The organism is Litorivicinus lipolyticus (assembly GCF_009650135.1).
Classification (GTDB): Bacteria; Pseudomonadota; Gammaproteobacteria; order Pseudomonadales; family Litorivicinaceae; genus Litorivicinus; species Litorivicinus lipolyticus.
On record NZ_CP045871.1, the window covers coordinates 594,769 to 613,741 of the forward strand.

General features: G+C 60.1%; 17 protein-coding genes. 10 read left to right on the plus strand and 7 right to left on the minus strand.

What is annotated here, in order from left to right:
* The first annotated feature begins 63 nt into the window (after positions 1-63).
* From nfsA to GH975_RS03070, 5 genes are all read left to right on the plus strand, one after another.
* Positions 64-840 (plus strand): oxygen-insensitive NADPH nitroreductase, encoded by a 777-nt coding sequence (nfsA, locus tag GH975_RS03050; protein WP_246164755.1) that lies wholly within the window; start codon positions 64-66, stop codon positions 838-840.
* A 199-nt stretch (positions 841-1,039) separates the two neighbouring features.
* Positions 1,040-2,125, plus strand: a complete 1,086-nt coding sequence (dctP, locus tag GH975_RS03055) for a TRAP transporter substrate-binding protein DctP (RefSeq protein ID WP_153713103.1) — start codon at positions 1,040-1,042, stop codon at positions 2,123-2,125.
* 62 nt (positions 2,126-2,187) lie between these two features.
* Positions 2,188-2,841, plus strand: a complete 654-nt coding sequence (locus GH975_RS03060) for a TRAP transporter small permease subunit (RefSeq protein WP_153713104.1) — start codon at positions 2,188-2,190, stop codon at positions 2,839-2,841.
* Positions 2,838-4,361: a TRAP transporter large permease gene (locus GH975_RS03065; RefSeq protein WP_153713105.1), complete on the plus strand. Its 1,524-nt coding sequence runs from the start codon at positions 2,838-2,840 to the stop codon at positions 4,359-4,361. The genes GH975_RS03060 and GH975_RS03065 overlap by 4 nt, the downstream gene beginning before the upstream one ends.
* A 64-nt stretch (positions 4,362-4,425) precedes the next feature.
* Positions 4,426-5,208, plus strand: coding sequence for a TSUP family transporter (locus tag GH975_RS03070; RefSeq protein WP_153713106.1), 783 nt, complete (start codon positions 4,426-4,428; stop codon positions 5,206-5,208).
* Positions 5,209-5,221: 13 nt separating this feature from the next.
* Here the strand turns inward: GH975_RS03070 and GH975_RS03075 are convergent, their stop codons facing one another.
* From GH975_RS03075 to GH975_RS03090, 4 genes are read right to left on the minus strand one after another with little or no spacing between them, the layout of a single operon-like run.
* Complete coding sequence (locus GH975_RS03075; protein ID WP_153713107.1) at positions 5,222-6,955, minus strand: histidine kinase dimerization/phospho-acceptor domain-containing protein; 1,734 nt, start codon at positions 6,953-6,955, stop codon at positions 5,222-5,224.
* Entirely contained in the window at positions 6,937-7,614 is a 678-nt protein-coding gene (locus GH975_RS03080; protein WP_153713108.1) for a response regulator transcription factor, read from the minus strand. The genes GH975_RS03075 and GH975_RS03080 overlap by 19 nt, the downstream gene beginning before the upstream one ends.
* Before the next feature lie 56 nt (positions 7,615-7,670).
* Positions 7,671-8,060, minus strand: coding sequence for a MerR family DNA-binding protein (locus GH975_RS03085; RefSeq protein WP_153713109.1), 390 nt, complete (start codon positions 8,058-8,060; stop codon positions 7,671-7,673).
* A 19-nt stretch (positions 8,061-8,079) separates the two neighbouring features.
* A complete protein-coding gene (locus GH975_RS03090; protein ID WP_153713110.1) occupies positions 8,080-10,293 on the minus strand; it encodes a heavy metal translocating P-type ATPase in 2,214 nt (737 codons plus the stop codon).
* A gap of 75 nt (positions 10,294-10,368) precedes the next feature.
* Here GH975_RS03090 and GH975_RS03095 point away from each other — a divergent pair, with 75 nt between their 5' ends.
* Positions 10,369-11,550, plus strand: coding sequence for an AGE family epimerase/isomerase (locus tag GH975_RS03095; protein WP_153713111.1), 1,182 nt, complete (start codon positions 10,369-10,371; stop codon positions 11,548-11,550).
* Between the two features lie 29 nt (positions 11,551-11,579).
* Complete coding sequence (locus tag GH975_RS03100; RefSeq protein ID WP_153713112.1) at positions 11,580-12,569, plus strand: aldo/keto reductase; 990 nt, start codon at positions 11,580-11,582, stop codon at positions 12,567-12,569.
* On the opposite strand, the gene GH975_RS03105 is transcribed toward GH975_RS03100, so the two are convergent.
* Positions 12,566-13,600, minus strand: a complete 1,035-nt coding sequence (locus GH975_RS03105; protein WP_153713113.1) for a Gfo/Idh/MocA family protein — start codon at positions 13,598-13,600, stop codon at positions 12,566-12,568. The two genes, GH975_RS03100 and GH975_RS03105, sit on opposite strands and share 4 nt — an antisense overlap.
* 14 nt (positions 13,601-13,614) lie before the next feature.
* Positions 13,615-14,460 carry a shikimate dehydrogenase family protein gene (locus tag GH975_RS03110; protein ID WP_153713114.1) on the minus strand — a complete coding sequence of 282 codons (846 nt, stop codon included), beginning with the start codon at positions 14,458-14,460 and terminating at the stop codon, positions 13,615-13,617.
* A 181-nt stretch (positions 14,461-14,641) separates the two neighbouring features.
* Here GH975_RS03110 and GH975_RS03115 point away from each other — a divergent pair, with 181 nt between their 5' ends.
* Genes GH975_RS03115 through GH975_RS03125 form a run of 3 tightly spaced genes read left to right on the plus strand, consistent with a single transcriptional unit; the run spans position 14,642 to position 17,942 of the window.
* A complete protein-coding gene (locus GH975_RS03115) occupies positions 14,642-16,270 on the plus strand; it encodes an acyl-CoA synthetase (RefSeq protein WP_153713115.1) in 1,629 nt (542 codons plus the stop codon).
* Positions 16,267-17,016: an electron transfer flavoprotein subunit beta/FixA family protein gene (locus tag GH975_RS03120; protein ID WP_153713116.1), complete on the plus strand. Its 750-nt coding sequence runs from the start codon at positions 16,267-16,269 to the stop codon at positions 17,014-17,016. Before GH975_RS03115 ends, GH975_RS03120 begins: the two co-directional genes overlap by 4 nt.
* The gene (locus GH975_RS03125; protein WP_153713117.1) at positions 17,016-17,942 is read left to right on the plus strand and encodes an FAD-binding protein; all 927 of its coding nucleotides are present in this window, start codon (positions 17,016-17,018) and stop codon (positions 17,940-17,942) included. The genes GH975_RS03120 and GH975_RS03125 overlap by 1 nt, the downstream gene beginning before the upstream one ends.
* Here GH975_RS03125 and GH975_RS03130 read toward each other — a convergent pair.
* Complete coding sequence (locus tag GH975_RS03130) at positions 17,939-18,940, minus strand: AraC family transcriptional regulator (protein WP_153713118.1); 1,002 nt, start codon at positions 18,938-18,940, stop codon at positions 17,939-17,941. The genes GH975_RS03125 and GH975_RS03130 overlap by 4 nt on opposite strands.
* Between the last annotated feature and the right edge of the window lie 33 nt (positions 18,941-18,973).

The window sequence follows — 18,973 nt, forward strand, 5'->3', positions numbered from 1 at the left end:
AACCAAAGGGCAAACGCTTTTTACACTCGAGTTTTGGGGCGCTGCGACGATCGATACGGTATCTTGCGTCATCTAACTTACTGGACGCACGCGACCATGGCCGGCGACAACACCCTTGACCTGATTCAATCCCACGTTTCCGTGCGCGATTTCACCGGCCAGCCGGTTGACCTTGAGACGCTGCACCGGCTGATCGCCTGTGGTCAGTCCGCTGCGACCTCGAGTTTCATCCAGGCCTACTCTATTGTGCGTGTCACCGATCCGGCCAAGCGTGCAGCCATTGCCGCCGCCGCGGGCGGTCAGCAATGGGTCATCGCGGCGCCTGAATTTTTGGTCCTGTGTGCGGACTTGAACCGTCTCAACATCGCCACTGAAAAAGCCGGGCAGGGCGCGCTCGATGGGCAGACCGAGCACTCCATTGCGGCGGTGATTGACGTCGCCTTGATGGCTCAAAATATGCTGCTGGCGGCCGAATCCCTTGGCATGGGCGGCGTCTTTATTGGGGGCATTCGAAACGACCCTGCCGTCACCATTGATCAGCTTCAGTTGCCGCACCGGGTGATGCCGTTATTTGGTCTGTGCTTGGGCTATCCGGCGCATAAAAATCCGGTCAAACCACGGATGCCGGTAACGCATGTGCTGCACACCGATAGCTTCGATGCGAGCCGTGTGGCTGGTGATGTCGACGATTACGATGCGGTATTAAACGAGTATTACCAGTCCCGGGGTGCCGGCAGCAAAAACGCCAATTGGAGCGATTCGGTTGCCCCGGCGTTGCAGGGTAAAAAGCGTCAGCACATGTTAAGTGTGATGACCGCGCGCGGCTTCTTTAACGCCTAGCGGATTGGGCGCGTCGAATTTAGTGATGCGTTGTCACGTTAAATTTGGTTGCCTTTCAAATTAAATCGGACTAATTTCGATTTTTGGAACTGGATTCCAAATTTCGGCCTCGCGGTCGCTCGTGCGGAGCAGCTCAAGACGGTTGCTGTCGCCTAATGTCGACAGCCGCGATAAAAAATATAAAAAAGCGGAGAGTTCAATGAGTCAATCGATCGGTCTAAAGGGCCTTGCCGTCGGCGTAATTGCTGGCGCCACCCTGACATTATCGGCAGCGGTCAGCGCAGCCACTACCTGGAAAATTCAATCGTCGTGGGACGCAGGCACCATCGGTTACACCACCTTTAAAGACTGGTGCGACAGCATGGAAGGCAAAACGGGCGGCGAATTGGCGTTCGAATGCTTCCCAGCCAAAGCCGTCGCAGCCGATAACAACGGCTTGTTCGATGCCGTCCGTAATGGCGTGCTGCAAGGTATGAACCCCTTTACGCTGTACTGGTCCGGCAAAATCCCCGCCAGCGTATTCCTAAGCTCGTACCCCGGTGGCCCTGATCAGCCGCACCAGTGGGACACCATGTTTTATTCCATGGGCTTGCTCGAAAAAACGCGCGAAATTTATGAGCGTTTCGGCCTGGTTTACGTCGGCCCGATTCACCACGACGCCAACATCATCCACTCGAAAACTCCGGTCAACAGCATCGAAGATTTCAAAGGCATGAAGCTGCGCCTGCCCGGCGGCATGGTGGCCGAAGTATTCCAAGAATTTGGTGTTTCAACGGTCAGCTTGCCCGGTTCGGATATTTTCCCGGCTCTGGAAAAAGGCACCATTGACGCGGCCGACTACGTAGGCCCCGCGGTTAACTGGGAACTGGGCTTTAGTCAGGTGACCGATTACATCCTGTTTGGGCCTCCGGGCACCATGTCAATTTATCAGCCGGTGGATTTGATGGATTTGACGGTTAACGCACGGGCTTGGAAGCGCATCAGCCCTGAGTTGCAGGCGCTGGTTACGGACGAAGTGCGGACCTATAGCCAAAAGCATTACCAAGTCATCCAGAAGCGTAACTTGGAAGCGATGAAGAAGTTTGAGGAAGCCGGCGACATCGTGTCACGCCTGTCTCAAGATGACGTCGACGCCTTCCGTAAAGCGGCGATTCCGGTTTGGTATCGCTGGGCTAACAAAGACAAGAACGCTCAGGAAGTATTCCAGATCCACCTGGACTACATGACCAACCCAATCGCGGGTTACCTGACTGCGGACGACATCAAAGGTTACTCACTGAAGTAATCGACTCAACCTCGCGTGGGGCGTCCGCCTCACGCGATCTATTTATTTTGTACAGGTGAACTATGGGCAACATGTCTGGGTTTGGCTTTGTCATGCCTCACTGGTTGTATTGGGGCTGGCTTGCAGTAATGCCGCTGCTATTGCTTTGGATTAATGGGTTTAGAAAACCCAATGCAGACGATGAAGTGCGATTGCACCCGCATCCGGGCAATCGCCTGACGCGTTGGATTGATTGGACCAGTGAGTGGTCCGGTATTTTCGTCGCGCTGTGGACCGTCAACGCAGTAGTTTTCTACTTCTTTGAAGTGGTCATGCGCTACATCTTCAACATGCCCACTATTTGGGTTCACGAAGCGTCGTACCTGTTGTTGGGCATGCAGTATTTAATGACCGGTGCCTACGCATTTTTGCATGGGGCGCACGTGCGCGTGGACGTGGTGTACAACTTCTTGCCGCCGCGTGGCCGCGTTGGCATGGACATTTTTAGCTCGATGTTTTTCTTTATTTTCGCGCTCGCCCTCACCGTGACATCGTGGACCTATTTTTCCCAGTCGTTGGACATGGGTGAAACCACGATTGAAACCTGGGGCGTCCAGTATTACCCGGTTAAAGGCCTGATGACCTTGGGTTCAGTGTTGATTCTGCTGGCGGGTGTTTCCAAGCTGATTAAAGACGTGCTGCTTTATATTGAAATGGGTCGGAGGGACGTCGCATGAGCACGACCACACATGCCGGCGCCGTCGGGCGTTTTGGCCATTACTTGATGTTGTTGTCGACCCTGGCGATTGCCAGCGTCATTGTTGTTGAACTGATAAATATCGCGTTTTTTGACCCCTATGGCGACGCTAAGTTCCTGTTTCGCCTAGAAGGCATCTTGGCGGATGTATCGATCGGTCCGCTGACCTACTTGATGTTTGGGTCGCTGTTGGTGGCCTTGATGATGGGGCTGCCACTGGCCTTTGTGACGGGCGGTCTGGGCGTTACCTTCATCTACCTGGTCGGCGATTCATTCATGCTCAATATCGTGCCGGGGCGTATTTTCCCGTTCATGATTAACAGCGACATTGCAGCGATCCCCTTGTTTATCTTTATGGCGGCGATGCTGGAACGGGCGGGCCTGATCGAAGAGATGTTCAACGTGGTTTACAAGTGGATGGGCGGCTTGAACGGCGGCTTGGCCACGGCAACCATTGTCGCATCGACTATTTTGGCGGCCATGGTTGGGGTGATTGGCGCAGCCGTTGTGACCATGGGCATCATCGCCTTACCGGCCATGTTGAAGCGATCGTACGATCACAAAATTGCGTTGGGTTCGATCATGGCGGGCGGCACGCTTGGCATCTTGATCCCGCCGTCGATCTTGGCAATTTTGTACGCGGTTGTGGCGCAGCAATCCGTTGGCGAGCTTTACTTGGGCGCGGTCATCCCGGGCTTGTTGCTGTCGGTCATGTACATCGCCTACGTCACTATTCGGACCAAGCTGAATCCGGAGCTGGGCCCGCCGATTCCGGTCGAAGAGCGCATTACATTGCGTGAAAAGCTGGGCTTGCTGAAAGACTTGATTGCACCGCTGATCCTGGTGGGCTTGGTCTTGGGCTTATTATTCGGCGGGATTGCAACGCCGGTTGAAGCCGCGGGCATTGGGTCGTTCGGCGCCATGTTGGTAGCCTGGAAACACGGCGTGTTCAGCGTGCGCGCACTGCAGGATGCGTCGGTTACCACCGCCAAGGCCACGGCCATGGTGCTGTGGATTATGTTCGGCGCCTCGGTCTTTGTGGGCTTCTACATCCTTCAGGGTGGCCAAGCCTTCATTACCGAAATGATCTTGGGTACCGGTTTATCGGCCTACGGCATCTTGATGGTGTTGATGGTGCTATTGGTGCTGTTGGGTATGTTTTTGGACTGGGTTGGTATCTTGCTGCTGGCGGTTCCGATCTTTGTGCCGATCGTCAAAGCCCTGACCTTCGATGGCCTGTTTGGCTTGCCGGGGGTGGATTCGGATGATGTGGTGCTGTGGTTCGGCGTGCTCTATCTGGTCAATATGCAGATGTCGTTCCTGAGTCCGCCATTTGGCTATGCCCTGTTCTATATCCGCGGGGTTTGCCCGCCGGAAATCGACATGGCGACGATTTTCCGTGCGGCGCTCGTGTTCTTGGCACTGCAGGCATTCGGTTTGTTCCTGTGCGTGGTGTTCCCCAGCCTAGTCACCTGGTTGCCCAGCCTAGCCTACGGCTAACTGGGACATCGGCTAGGTCAAAAGGCGCCCCTGATCGGGCGCCTTTTTTGTTAGGATGCGGCGCATGAATTTTCTCCCTGATTTTGCTCTGTGGCAGTTCATCACTATCGGACTCATCTTTGTTTGGAGCGGCTTCGTGCGCTCTGGCCTCGGGTTCGGTGGCGCGGTGTTGAGCTTGCCGTTTCTGCTGTGGGTCAATGATGATCCGCTGTTCTTTCTGCCCATTATCGCGGTTCATTTGCTGGTCTTTTCGTCACTGATCATGTGGCAAAGCCACCGCCGCCGGGCGCGCAGTGGTGGCCGTTCGCATGACACCATTGATTGGGACTACTTAAAGCAATCACTGAAAATCATGATCATTCCCAAGATCATTGGTATCGCCGGCCTGGTCACGCTGCCGGCAACGGTGATGTCCAGCATCATCTTTGTGATCGTCACGGTGTACTCGGTCGGCTACATTTTAAATAAGCCGTTTCGCTCGACCCGGCCGTGGCTGGACAAACTGTTTTTGGCCTTGGGGGGTTACGTCAGCGGAACCTCGCTGATCGCGGCGCCGCTGGTGATGGCGGTTTACTCAACCCACGTCGTCAAAGAAAAACTGCGCGATACGCTTTTTGTGCTGTGGTTTGTGTTGGTCGTATTGAAGATGGGGTCCTTTGTGGCGCTGGGTGTGGATTTACAGCTGGCGCAACATCTGTGGTTATTGCCCTGTGCCTTTGTTGGCCATTTGATGGGCGAGCGCTTTCACGCCCGCATGCTGCAGACCGATACCGTGACGTTTTTCCGGATTTTGGGGGCGGTCTTGCTATCGGTCAGCCTATTGGGGCTGGTTCGGGTATTCGTATAGCCCCGAGCCGGGGTTAGCGCTCTAAACCGACCTGAAAACCTTCAATCAGCAAGCTGACGCCGCCGTCGACATTACGCAAGTAGGCGCGGGCGCCCATCGCGTTGGCGATCAATTGGACGACGTACAAGCCAAGCCCTAAATGGGTGCCATCGGTGCCACTGCGCGTGCCGATGAACATCTGAAAGGGGTCGGCGCCGGCGGCTATGGACGGGCCTTGGTTGCGCACCTCTAAGTCGGCGCTGAGCAAGTGATCCTGAACCAATAGCTGAATGATGCCGCCGGCCGGGGTGAACGATCGGGCGTTGTCGATGGCTTTGTCCAGCAGCTGCTCAACGCGTAAGTCGTTGGCGATCACCATGACCGGGTCAGGTGGCACGGTCAGTCGCCATTCGAAGTCGGGGTGCTGTTGGCGGCAAACCTCTAGGTAACGCCGTGCTAGTTGCCCCAGATCAAGCAGCGTTTTGGGGTCTTGGCGGACCGATTCTTCCAAGTTGGCCGCTTCGGTAATCCGGTTCAGGGTCGAGTTGAGGCGGGCGATACCGCGCAAGGCGGCGTCGCGCAGCCGCGTTTGTTGGGCCGGGTCCTGTTCGTCTTCCAGCAGTTCAATACTGGACTGAATGGTGCTCATGGGGTTGGCCAGTTCGTGGCGTAAGGTGCGCGGAATGCGCACCAAAAATCGGTTATAGCGAGTCAGGTCGCCCAGCAGGCGCTGCATATCGCGTGCTAGCTGGCCAATTTCATCAGGTCGTTGGGTGTCCGAAAAGGACACAGCGGCGGTACCTTTGTCGCCCAGTTGCAGCGTCAGTTCACGCTGCAGCCGGCGAATGCGTCGGGACAGCCCTGTCATCAAGCCCAGCAGTCCAAGCACAATCACCAGCACCACCACCGAAAGCTGAATGATTAGCGTATCAATTTGACTGAGCGAGCGCGCGAAAAACGGGTCCAGTGGTGATTCAAGTTCGACAAATCCCAGGGTTTGGTTAGCCGCCACCACCGGCAGGCGCACCCTGACCCCGTTGGCCGGTCCCCCAGCACGTGCCAGGCGCCGGCCCTGTGCATCCAACACGCTGACTTGTGTGCTGGGCGACGCCACCAAGGCTGCTGCGCTGAGTAGCACCGGGTCATGCCAGGACACCGGAAAGCGGGCCGCGGGTTGACCGCCAGCATCGATCTGGACCAAGCCCGACGGCGGTAATAACGCCAGTGGCACCGCGAACTCCAGCCGATAGCCGTCGGGCCAGTCCCAGCGAGCCACCGCGAGGCGCCGGGCGAACACGCCGACCAACTCGGCCTGGGTACGCCCCTTCGTCGTTTGCACGCGTATTTGGCTGTCGTCACCCGGCGGGCCCAGGCTAATCTGCCAGCGATTAAGGGCTGGCGAGCGAGTTTCAATCGCCATGTAGACCTGATTGCCGTGCTGGACGGCGAGCCAATCAAAGGCGGCACTTTGGTAAAGCCGTGCCGAGGCAGGCCACTCCTCTAAAAATCCATCGATTTCCAGCGCAAAGCCAATGCTCGGAACCGGCGCGGCACCCTCAGCGTTGGCGCGGGTAAAGCGTGCGGACTCGGCCGACAGTTGGCGGGCCAGTCCACCGCCAAGCGCGCGTAATGATTGCGCCTGCGCGTCTCGGGCCACCGTCGATAGCGTGTTCAGCGCCTGCCACCCCAGCCAAGGCAGCAGCGCCAACGCCAATCCGATCGGAATCAGCTTGACCCACAGCGAGTGCCTTAGTCGGATGGCTGCCATTGGTAGCCTTTGCCGTAAACACTGACCAGTGCGTCGAAGTCGCGGTCCAGGGTCTTGAGTTTGCGTCGAATGTGTTTGATGTGGGTGCTGAGGGTGTTGTTGGTGACGACGCTTTGGCGGGTGCGTTCAGCCAGTTGATCGAAGTCCAAGACCGCGCCGTTGGCGTGGATTAAGGCATCGACAATCGCAAACTCGGTGACCGTTAAGTTGGCCGGCGCGCCACGATAGGTCACGCGCATGCGCGGGCCGTCCACTTGCCAGTCGCCATCGATTGACGCGGTGGTGACGGGGGCGGCGCGTTTCAGTACCGCGCTGACTTTTTCGACCAGCAAGGTCATGGAAATGGGCTTGGTCAAATAGTCCCAGGCGCCCAATCGCAGCCCGAAGATTTGGTCGATTTCGTCGGTACGGCTGGACAGAAACACAATCGGTAGGCCCGGGTGGCGCTCGATTAGGCGTCGGCACAATTCAAACCCGGCGTCGGCATCGGTGCCTAAATGCACGTCCAGCAGTGCCAGGTCCGGACGCACGCTGTCGTCCGCTAAGGCCGATGCGGAATCGGCATGGGCGCGGCAGGTCCAGCCCTTGCGCGTCAGCGCGTGGCAGTAATTGGTCAGTTGATCCGGGTCGTCTTCGACCACCAATAATTGCGACGACATCAGGGTTCCATGTTGTAGGACAGGGGGGGCATTGTGGCGCAAGCGGGCGGTAGGCGTCACCGCAAGTCTTTAATGCCCTCCAAAATCGGGCAGTTGGGACGCGCGTCGCCGGCACAGCAGTCGATTAATCCGGCGATGGTGTCGCGCATTTGGGTCAGCTCGCGGATCTTCGTGTCGATCTCGGCCAAGTGGACCTGGGCCATGGCCTTGACGTCGGCGCTGGCGCGCGTGTCGTCCGCATACAGCGACAACAGACTGCGGCACTCGGTGATCGAAAAGCCCAGCGCACGAGCATGAGCGATGAACTCGAGGGTGTGCAGGTCGCCATCACCAATGATCCGATAGCCGTTGCTGTCGCGGGTAAATGACACCAGGCCGACGGATTCGTAGTAGCGCAACGTTTTTGCGCTGAGCCCGGCGGCGTTGGCGGCTTGGCTGATTTTCATAAGGTCCCCAGGTTGGCAGTTAAGCGCTACGTTTCAGTCCCCGCAAACGCAGCGCGTTCATGACCACAAACACCGATGATAGCCCCATCGCGCCGGCCGCGAACATGGGCGACAGTAACCAGCCCATGGCCGGGTAAAACACGCCCGCGGCAACGGGAATCAGCGCAACGTTATAGCCAAAGGCCCAAAATAAGTTTTGGTGAATATTGCGCAAGGTCGCATCGGACACGTTAATCGCGTCGACAACGCCTTGCAGGTTGCCGCTCATCAACACCACATCAGCCGATTCGATGGCGACATCGGTGCCGGACCCAATGGCGATGCCAACGTCCGCGACCGCCAGCGCCGGCGCATCGTTGATGCCGTCGCCGACGAAGGCCACCGGGCCGCCGGTTTGCAGGGCACGCAGCGCCGCCACTTTGCCGTCGGGTAATACGCCGGCGATGACCTCGGTGATGCCCAACTCGCGTCCAATCGCCTCAGCCGCGGCGGGTTGGTCGCCACTGATCATGACCAGCCTCAATCCGCGCGACTTGAGGGCTTGTATGGCGCCAGGCGTGCTGGCCTTGATCGTGTCTGCAACGGCGATCACGCCGACGGGCAGGCCATCGCGCTCTAAGTAGGCGAGGGTTTTACCGGCTTTTGCGAGGGCCTGATCGGCACCGTTAAAAACCGAAAAGTCCGAGTCCATCATGGCCCGCGAACCCAGCGCCACCTCGGCGCCCTCAACGCGCCCGCGAATGCCGCCGCCGGTGACGCTGACGACGCCCTCGGCGCTGGCCAGTTCGGCCGGCGCTGCGGCCACAATGGCACGCGCGATCGGGTGCTCTGAATGGGCTTCCAGTGCCGCCGCCAGCGCCATCAGCTGGTCGACGCTGACACCCTCGGCACACAGTTGGTCGGTCACCCGCGGCTTGCCCTCGGTCAGTGTCCCGGTTTTATCCAGTGCAACTGTGGTGACCTCGGACAGGGCTTGAAGGGCATCGCCGCGGCGAAATAAGACGCCAAATTCGGCGGCCTTGCCGGTCCCGATCATGATCGACGTTGGCGTCGCCAAACCCATCGCACAGGGGCAGGCAATGATTAGCACCGAGACCGCGGCGACCATGGCCAATGCCGGTTGGTCGCTGAGGCTGAGCCACGCCAGCAAGGTCAGCGCCGACAGCCCCATGATCGCCGGCACGAACCACAGCGTGACGCGGTTGACGACTGACTGAATCGGCAGTTTGGCGGACTGGGCGTCCTGTACGGTGGCAATAATTTTAGCCAGCACCGTGTCCGCGCCGGTCTGGGTGACGTCGCAGTCAAAACTGGCGTTGGTGTTCAGCGTACCGCCAATCAAGGCGTCGCCGGGGCCCTTGGCGACCGGGATCGGCTCGCCGGTCAACATGGATTCGTCGACATGGCCTTGGCCGCTGACGATTTCAGCGTCCAACGCAATGCGTTCGCCCGGGCGTACGCGGACCCGGTCGCCGCGATGGATGTGGGCGATTGGCCGTTCCACCGGGCGCCCCTTAACCAGCACCAGCGCGGTATCCGGTTGCAGCCCCACCAGCCGCTGAATCGCCTGGCCGGTTTGACCCTTGGCACGGGCCTCTAAAAAGCGACCCAGCAAAATCAGCGCAATAACGACGGCGACGGATTCGAAGTACACCGCGTGGGCGGCACCGGGAATCAGGCCGGGGGCAAACATCACCACCAGCGAAAACACAAAGGCTGCGGTGGTACCGACCGCCACCAGACTATTCATGTCCGGCCGACCCTGCAGCAGTGCTGGAAATCCATGGCGGTAAAACGGCCGCCCAGGACCTGCCATCATGGCAATCGCAAACAGCAGTTGCAGCGGGTGGTTCCAATTGCCCAGGGTGCGTTCGACCCAATGGTGCATGGCCGGCACCAGATGCGCGCCCATCTCGACAATGACGACGGGCACGGCTAACGCTGCCGCGAGTATAAATTGACGGCCGAGCTGGCGCGTTTCGCCGGACAGGTCAATCACCGGGACGGGCGCTTCGGGCGCCTGATAACGGGCAGGGTAGCCTGCGTTGGTGATGACCTGGGCAATGTCGTCATGGCTGATTTGGCTGGCATCAAAGATCACCGTGGCACGTCGCGTCGCCAGGTTGACCGCAGCCTCGATCACCGCCGGGGTCTCACTCAGCGCTTTGTCGACCCGTCCGACACAACTGCCGCACGACAGGCCTTCGATTTGATAACTGGCAGTTTCGTTCATGGCAACGTCCTCTGTGGAAACCTGACCCTAAGGTTTCCACTGACTGGAAGGTCAAGCCTCTGATAGATTATCCACATGATAAAACCAGACTTCCAAGATCCGGCGACCTTGCGTGGCCACATTGCCAAAACCCTGGCCTTTTACGAACCCCGTGTGTTCGACCCGGCGGGCGGTTTTTTTCAACACTTCAAAGACGACGGCCAGGTCTACGACGCCGCCACCCGCCACCTGGTGTCCAGCACGCGGTTTGTCTTTAATTACGCGATGGCCCTAAAGGCCGGTGGTCCGGCGCACTACCGCGACTGGGTGCGCCACGGCCTGGACTACCTGGAACAGCGCCACCATCAACCCGGCCGCGGCTATGCCTGGGTGCTGTCCGGTGACCAGGTGCTCGACGACACCTGTCACGCGTACGGGTTGGCCTTTGTCATGGTCGCCGGTGCCACCGCGATGTTGGCCGGGGTCGAACAGGGCCGCGCCAGTCTGGAAGCGGCCTACGATTATTTGGACCGGCACTTTTGGCAGTCCGATGTTGGTCTGTATGCCGATGAAGCCAGCGCAGGCTTTGCGGTGCTGAGCCCGTATCGCGGCCAAAACGCCAATATGCACGCCTGCGAAGCCATGTTGTGGGCCTTTGAAGCGACCGGGGAGGCGCGCTATTTGGATCGTGCGCGTGCGCTAGCGGATGCGGTGGTTAACCGCCAAGCCGCCTTGGCCGGTGGTTTGGTGTGGGAGCATTACCAGCCGGACTGGTCGGTGGACTGGGACTATAATCGCGACGATCCCAAGCACCTGTTTCGGCCCTGGGGATTTCAGCCCGGGCACCAAACCGAGTGGGCTAAATTGTTGCTAATTTTAGACCGATTCGACCCCCAGCCCTGGCACCTGGAGCGCGCGCGGGCACTGTTCGACCACGCCGTGCGCGTGGCCTGGGACGATCGGCACGGCGGCTTGTGTTATGGCTTTGACCCGGACGACCGGGTCTGCGATGACGACAAGTATTTTTGGGTCCAGGCCGAATCCATGGCGGCGGCGTACCTGTTGTACCAAGCCAGCGGCGAGTCCGATTATTTGGACTGGTATCAAAAATTGTGGGGCTACAGCTGGGATCACATGATCGATCACCGGCACGGCGCTTGGTTCCGTATCCGTAACCGCGACAACAGCCCCCAGGACGACCTCAAATCGCCGGCCGGTAAAACCGATTACCACACCATGGGCGCCTGCTACGAAGTGCTGCGGGCAATGCGGGCTTAGGGCCTAAAACCATCAAATAGGAATGCATGATGACGAATAGAAAAATTGGCCGATTTGAGGTCTCCGCACTGGGGCTGGGTTGCATGAGCCTGTCGCATGGCTATGCCACGCCGCCGTCGATCGACGAGGGTGCCCGTGTTCTAAACAGTGCCCTGGACGACGGTTATACGCTGCTCGATACCGCCGCCATGTATGGGTTTGGTGCCAACGAAACGCTGTTGGCCAATTCGATCATGCATCGCCGTGACGACTTTGTATTGGCCTCCAAAGGCGGCATGTTTCGGGATGATCAGGGGCAGCGATTGATCGACGGCCGCCCACAGACCTTGCGCACGCATTGCGAGGCCAGCCTGGCACGGCTGAACACCGATCGGATTGATCTTTACTATTTGCACCGCTGGGACAAATCGGTGCCCATCGAAGACAGCGTCGGCGAGATGGCGCGTTTGGTCGACGAGGGCAAGGTGTTGGAGCTTGGGCTTTCAGAAGTCAGCGCCGACACCCTGCGCCGCGCCCATGCGGTTCACCCGATCGCGGCGCTACAAACCGAATACTCACTGTGGACGCGTAATCCAGAAATTGCCGTGCTCGATGCCTGCAAACAGATGGGCGTGGCGTTCGTCGCATTCAGCCCGTTGGGCCGCGGATTTTTAGCCGGCGGTGTCGCGGACAGCGCGGCGCTGGAGCCCGGTGACATGCGCGTCAATATGCCGCGCTTTAGTGCCGACAACCTGGCCATCAACCTGGGCTTGCTGAATGCGATCGACACCGTGGCCGGGGCGATGTCCGCGACTCGAGCGCAGGTTGCGTTGGCCTGGTGCTTGGCCCAGGGCGATCACATTGTGCCGATTCCGGGCACGGCTGACGCCGCGCACGCGACTGAAAACTGGGGCGCGCTTGACCTGCACCTACGCCCCGAGCACCTGGCCTTGTTGAACCAAGGCATTAACCAATCAACCGTGGTCGGCGGCCGCTATACGCCGGCCTTTCAAGCGGAAATCGACACCGAGACCTTTTAGCCTGGGCGGCAGGCATCGGCGATTTGCTCCGCCACCCGCAAATTCTCGATGCCGTCGGCCAACGACACCTTGGGCCGTTGCCGGCGCCGGATAACCTCGCCGAAATGTTCAAGCTGAGCGACCAGGGGGTCGACTGCGGCAACCGTAATCGATTGGCTTTGCATCGGGTTCCACCACGACGATTCAGTGCCCTCGGCAAAGCGTTGCAGCCGCAGGTCCGGCACGCTCAGCGAACCGCGGGTCCCCGCCACCAGGTAACAGTGCGCGGCGTTATCACGGTGGTAGCTCGGATTTTCGCCCGACGTCTGCTCCCAACTGTGGGTCGACGCGGCGCAATCCGATAATAAAAACGTCCCCATGGCACCGCTTTCAAATCGTATGACCACGCCGGCGGTGTCCTCGACGGCGAACTGGCGGGTGGCGCGGGATGACAGCCCAACGACCTCGGTGATCTCGCCCAGCAGGGCACGCAGGTTGCCCACTTCGTGAATCAGGTTAATCAAGATCGGGCCACCACCGGGTTGGGTGCGCCATGCCCCGGCCTTAAAATAGTCCGCCGGTTTGAAGAACAGGGCGGTTGCGTTGACCGCGACCGGCTGTCCAATCTGGCCGCTGCTGATGATGTCGCGCGCGCGCTGCATGGTCGCACTGTACACCCGGTGGTGGCCGACCAAACAACGATCCAGCATGGCATGGTGCTTGGCCTGGGCTTGCACCTCCAGCGCCTGCTCCAGCGAGTGGGCGATGGGCTTTTCGATCAGTACCGGGAACCCGGCCTGAATGCACTGAATGGCTTGGGCGGCATGCAGGTCATTCGGCGTTGCCAGCACCACGCCGTCGATATCGTCGCGGGCCAACAAGGCCTCCAGGTCCGGTTCCAGGGGGCAGCCGAAGCGGGCTTGAATCACAGCGGGATCGGCGACCGGGTCAACCACGCAGGCCAAGCCAAGGTTGGGCGCATCATGCAGCCGCTGGGCATGCTCTTGGCCGATCAGTCCAAAACCGACGACGGCGATGTTTATGCGGGGCACTGTGTCTTCCTCAACTAAATCAGGGCGGATTGCAGGGCGAATTTGTCCATAAAAGCCACGCGGGCGGCGGCCTCGTCGACAGCGATGCCGGTCCAAAACTCGAAGGCATCCAAGCCTTGGTAAAAAAACAAATCGAAACCGGTGACCAGGTCCAGTCCCGCATCCGCGGCGGCGATTAACAGTGGGGTGTCGATCGGCGTGTAGACCGCATCGAATACCCAGGATTGGGCGCCAAGCCATGCCAGTTCAAAGGGGCAGCCGGGCGTGGTGTAGTGCCCAATAGGGGTGCAGTTGACCCAGCCGTCGGCGCGCGCGGCGCGATCTTGCAGTTGCTCGGCAGTGACCGTCCTGGCGTGGACCCCCTCATCACATAAGGCGCGGGCGAGGGCGGTGGCCTGAACTGGATCCAGGTCAAAGATGTCGATGCGCTCGGTGCCGACGTCGGTCAAGCCAAAGGCGACCGCGCGCCCAACACCGCCGGCACCCAGCAGCAATACGCGGCCGGCGCGGCGGTCAGCGCGGCGGTGACGGTAGGCTCGGATGAAACCGGTGTAGTCGGTGTTGGTTGCCCGAATAGTGTCCCCGAACCCGAGCGTGTTGACCGCGCCGACTCGCCGTGCTGCGCGGTCCGGCTGTGCCGCGCTATTTATCGCGATCTGTTTGAACGGCAGCGTGACGTTGCAGCCCTGGTAGCCGCGCGCGATCAGCTCGGCGAGTTGCTGTTGAAAGGCGATCGCGGTGGCGGCGCCTGGGTCGTGCAGATGGTAGCTGAGCGGCAGGCTGTGTAGTTGCCCAAGCAGCTGATGCAACGCGGGCGCACGGGACTGCGCGATTGAGTTGCCGATTAAGCCGAAAGTCATTGTCATGGCGTGCGCGCGGGTCTCGTGGTTTTTGGGCAGTCGACGCTAGCACAAAATGTATACCAAATGGTGTGGCTAGGCAGGCCTGGCCGATAATGTTAATTAAAGGGCTGATTCGGTCATTCGGCCCCCGTCCATGCTGGTCAACACTGAGTCCAAATAATGACGAGTTAAATGCGCCATGGACAACGATCCCATCGAGTTACAAGCCGGGCCTGCGAATTACGAGGCGCTGACGCCGATTTCCTTTTTGAACCGGGCCGCCCGGGTTCACCCAAACAAACTGGCGCTGATTCACGGCGCACTGCGCCAAACCTGGGCGACCACCCAGGCGCGCTGTGTGGCGCTGGCCCAAGCCCTGATCGGTCGCGGTATTCAGCCCGGTGACACGGTCGCGATCATGGCCCCGAATGTGCCGGCGCACTACGAAGCGCATTTTGGCGTGCCCATGGCCGGTGCGATTTTGAATTCGATCAACACCCGGCTCGATGCCGACACCGTGGCGTTTATTTTGCGCCATGGCGGCGCGCGTCTATTTTTGGTCGATCGTGAATTTGCCGAGGTGGCGGCCGCTGCGGTCAGTCGCATGGACGATCCGCCGGTGCTGATCGGTATTGACGATGCCAGTTTCGACGGCGGTTGGCTGCTGGGCGATTGCAGCTACGAGGCGTTGCTGGCCGAGGCGGACCCGGCGTGCGATTGGGTCCGCGTCGCCAGCGAGTGGGATTCCATCAGCCTCAACTACACCTCCGGCACCACCGGTAACCCCAAAGGCGTGGTCTACCATCACCGCGGCGCCTACCTGAATGCAACCGCCAACGCCGTCTCCTGGGGCATGGGACAGCACGCGCGCTATCTGTGGACCTTGCCCATGTTCCACTGCAACGGCTGGTGCTTTCCCTGGACCCTGGCGCTGTTGGCCGGCACCAATGTGTGTTTGCGTCACGTCCGCGCCGACGACATTTTGAGCCTGATCAGCCGCGAACAGGTCGACCACTTGTGCGGTGCGCCGATTGTGCTGGGCATGCTGGCCAAAGCCCCCGAGGCGCAGCGCGCCCAGGTCACCCATGCGGTCAAAGTGATGACCGCGGGTGCGCCGCCACCGGCCAGCGTGATTCAAGCCATGGAGGCGATGGGCTTTAGCGTCACCCACACCTACGGCCTGACCGAAACCTATGGCCCGTGTGTGGTGTGTGAATGGGACAGCGATTGGGCCGCCCTTGAAGGTGCTGAACAAGCCCGCCTTAAAGCACGTCAGGGCGTGCCGGTGCCGATGCAAGAAGGGTTGATGGTGGCCCACCCCGATACGCTGGAGCCGGTGCCCATGGATGGCACCACGATTGGCGAAATTATGATGCGCGGCAATGTCGTCATGAAGGGCTACCTGAAAAATCCGACCACCACCGCCGAGTCATTTGCCGGTGGCTGGTTTCACTCGGGCGATCTGGGTGTTTGGCACCCTGACAGCTACATCGAAATCAAGGACCGCTCCAAGGACATTATTATTTCCGGCGGCGAGAACATTTCCTCAATCGAGGTCGAGGAAGTGCTGTTCCGCCACCCAGAAATAAAAGACGCAGCGGTGGTGGCAATGGCCGATTCGACTTGGGGCGAGGTGCCGTGCGCCTTCGTGACCCTCGAACAGGGCAGCGCCCTCGATGCGGCTGCGATTATTGACTACTGCCGCGCCAACATGGCGCGCTTCAAAGTACCCAAGCGGGTGCATTTCCAAAGCCTGCCGCGAACCTCGACCGGCAAGGTCCAAAAGTTCGCCCTGCGCGACATCGCCAACCAGGAGTCCACCCCATGAAGGTATTGGTCGCGGTCAAACGCGTGATTGATTACAGCGTCAAAGTGCGCATCAAAGCGGACCAAAGCGACGTTGATTTGGCTAATGTCAAAATGTCCATGAACCCGTTTTGTGAGATTGCCGTCGAGGAAGCCATTCGGCTCAAAGAAGCCGGCATCGCCGACGACGTCGTGGTCGTCTCGATCGGGCCCAAAGCGTGCCAAGATCAGATCCGCTCGGGCCTGGCGATGGGCGCCGATCGCGGCGTCTGGGTCGAACACGAGGGCGCCCTGGGCAGCTTAGCCGTGGCCAAATTATTGGCCGCCGTGGTCGAGCGCGAAGCCCCGCAGCTGGTGTTGCTGGGCAAACAGTCCATCGACAGTGATAACAACCAAACCGGTCAGATGCTGGCGGCCCTGCTGGGCTGGCCACAAGCCACCTTTGCCTCAAAGCTGGTCGCTACAGATGGCGGTTTCGAGGTCACCCGCGAGGTCGACGGCGGGCTCGAAACCTTGGGCCTGAGTGGGCCCAGCGTGGTGACCACGGACCTGCGGTTGAACGAACCGCGCTTTATCAAGTTGCCCGACATCATGAAAGCCAAGCGCAAACCCATGGACCATTTGACCCCGGTTGAGCTGGCGGTTGATCCGGCGCCGCGCGTGGTTATTGAACGTGTCGAGAAGCCAAGCCAACGCAGTGCCGGCATTCGTGTCGCCTCGGTCGATGCGTTAATCGACGCCCTGAAAAACCAAGCGCAGGTATTCTAATGAGCATTCTAATCATTGCAGAACATAACGGCGTCGCCCTGCGCGGTGCCACCTTGAACGCGCTGACGGCTGCGGCCGCGCTGGAATTGCCCATCGCGGTGCTGGTCATGGCCGCGACCGATGCGGTCGCCCAACAGGCCGCCCAACTGCCCAACGTCAGTCGCGTGTTGTCGGCCATCAATCCCGCCTTTGAACACCCGCTGGCGGCGACCCAGGCGCCGACCGTGGTGGCCAACTTGGACGGTGTCACTCATGTGCTGGCGACCGCCACAACCTACGGCAAGGACTTGCTGCCGCGGGTCGCGGCACTGGCCGATGTCGAGTGCATCAGCGATGTCTCGGCGATCCTTGATACCGAGCGTTTTCAGCGCCCGATCTATGCCGGCAACGCAATTGCCACGGTCCGCTCCGGCGACCCGATCAAGGTCTTGAGCATTCGTGGTACGGCCTTCGCAGCGGCCCCGGTGGATGGCGGTTCGGCCACCATTGAGCCTGCGCTAGTCGGCGCTTTAGCGTTGCACACGACCTTTGTTGGTGCTGAACTGGCGGTCTCTGAACGGCCCGAATTGACCGCCGCATCGGTGGTCGTGTCGGGTGGGCGGGGGCTGGGCAGTCGCGATAATTTTGAGCTGGTTTACCAGCTTGCCGACGCCTTGGGCGGCGCCGTTGGGGCGTCGCGTGCGGCCGTCGACGCCGGCTTTGTTGCCAACGACCTGCAAGTCGGTCAGACCGGCAAAGTGGTGGCGCCGGATCTGTACATTGCGGTGGGCATTTCGGGCGCGATTCAGCACCTGGCCGGGATGAAAGACTCCAAGGTCGTGGTCGCGATCAACCAGGATCCGGACGCACCGATTTTTGAGTCGGCCGACTACGGCTTGGTTGGTGACCTGTTTGAGTTGCTGCCTGAATTGACCGCGAAACTTTAGCGGTCGCCGCGGTAATGCCGGGGGGCTTGACCGGTCCAGCCTTTAAACGCCCGAGAAAAGGCCCCGGGGTCGGAAAAGCCGAGTTCACCGGCGACGTCCGCCATCAGTACGTGGGGCTGGGCCAGTCGCTGGGCCGCGTAGTCGCGCCGGACCTGATCTTTGAGGTCCTGATACGCGGTGCCCTCATCCGCCAGGCGGCGGCGCAGCGTGCGTTCGGTCATGTGCAATTGCGCCGCCACCGCTTGAATACGGGCGCTGCCGATCGGCTGCGTTTGGCGCAGTGCCTGACGGACCCGGCGGCTAATAGTCGGGTAGATTTGTTGCCGTGTGACCCAGGTCAGCGGCGCGTCGTCCAGATGCTGGCGCAGGCTTTCGCGGGTCTGAACGACCGGCCAATACAGCGCGGCGGAATCGAACACTAAGGCCGACGAGGGCTGGTTGAATTGCCCGGGCTGGCCGAAAATTAGCCCGTATTCGTCGGCATGGGCCGGCTCGTCCCCGGCCATGTCAACGCGGCGCAGCGCAATACGCTTGCCCACCAACCAACTCGGGAAACGGTGCATCAACAACAGGTAAAACTCGCGCAGCGTGGCCTGTGGATCTAGTTGCGGCCGCTCAAGCATCAGGTCAAAGCGCGCTTCCCCAGCGTCGACGCGCAGCGCAAAGTTCAGGTCCCGGGTCACCAACCGGTAAAAACGTTCGATGTGCTGGTAGACCTGGCGCAGGTCATCCAGCATCACCGCCTGTTTGGCCATCATCACAAACGCACCGTGGCGGCACGGCTGGTCGGTTAATCCCAAAAATTCGTCGTCGGCGCGGCCAAAGACGTCCAGCAGCAGACGGCTAAATTGATCCGACGTCAGGCGCGCCTGGGGCGATAGCTCGGCGGGGATGCCGGCCTGTGCGCGCACGCTGTCGGCGCTTAAGCCGCGCCGCGCCGCGCCCTGGCAAATCGAATCGAGGTAGTGCGCTGAAATACTGTTGCGTTTGGGGTCCATGGCCGCAGGCTACCAGTGCTGGCCGAAAAGGTT

What these genes read in the sequence shown, in the direction of transcription:
- dctP (WP_153713103.1), top strand. Translation starts at nt 1,040, where the DNA reads ATGAGTCAATCGATCGGTCTAAAGGGCCTTGCCGTCGGCGTAATTGCT.
- GH975_RS03060 (WP_153713104.1), top strand. Translation starts at nt 2,188, where the DNA reads ATGGGCAACATGTCTGGGTTTGGCTTTGTCATGCCTCACTGGTTGTAT.
- GH975_RS03065 (WP_153713105.1), top strand. Translation starts at nt 2,838, where the DNA reads ATGAGCACGACCACACATGCCGGCGCCGTCGGGCGTTTTGGCCATTAC.
- GH975_RS03070 (WP_153713106.1), top strand. Translation starts at nt 4,426, where the DNA reads ATGAATTTTCTCCCTGATTTTGCTCTGTGGCAGTTCATCACTATCGGA.
- GH975_RS03075 (WP_153713107.1), bottom strand. Translation starts at nt 6,955, where the DNA reads ATGGCAGCCATCCGACTAAGGCACTCGCTGTGGGTCAAGCTGATTCCG.
- GH975_RS03080 (WP_153713108.1), bottom strand. Translation starts at nt 7,614, where the DNA reads ATGTCGTCGCAATTATTGGTGGTCGAAGACGACCCGGATCAACTGACC.
- GH975_RS03085 (WP_153713109.1), bottom strand. Translation starts at nt 8,060, where the DNA reads ATGAAAATCAGCCAAGCCGCCAACGCCGCCGGGCTCAGCGCAAAAACG.
- GH975_RS03090 (WP_153713110.1), bottom strand. Translation starts at nt 10,293, where the DNA reads ATGAACGAAACTGCCAGTTATCAAATCGAAGGCCTGTCGTGCGGCAGT.
- GH975_RS03095 (WP_153713111.1), top strand. Translation starts at nt 10,369, where the DNA reads ATGATAAAACCAGACTTCCAAGATCCGGCGACCTTGCGTGGCCACATT.
- GH975_RS03100 (WP_153713112.1), top strand. Translation starts at nt 11,580, where the DNA reads ATGACGAATAGAAAAATTGGCCGATTTGAGGTCTCCGCACTGGGGCTG.
- GH975_RS03110 (WP_153713114.1), bottom strand. Translation starts at nt 14,460, where the DNA reads ATGACTTTCGGCTTAATCGGCAACTCAATCGCGCAGTCCCGTGCGCCC.
- GH975_RS03115 (WP_153713115.1), top strand. Translation starts at nt 14,642, where the DNA reads ATGGACAACGATCCCATCGAGTTACAAGCCGGGCCTGCGAATTACGAG.
- GH975_RS03120 (WP_153713116.1), top strand. Translation starts at nt 16,267, where the DNA reads ATGAAGGTATTGGTCGCGGTCAAACGCGTGATTGATTACAGCGTCAAA.
- GH975_RS03125 (WP_153713117.1), top strand. Translation starts at nt 17,016, where the DNA reads ATGAGCATTCTAATCATTGCAGAACATAACGGCGTCGCCCTGCGCGGT.
- GH975_RS03130 (WP_153713118.1), bottom strand. Translation starts at nt 18,940, where the DNA reads ATGGACCCCAAACGCAACAGTATTTCAGCGCACTACCTCGATTCGATT.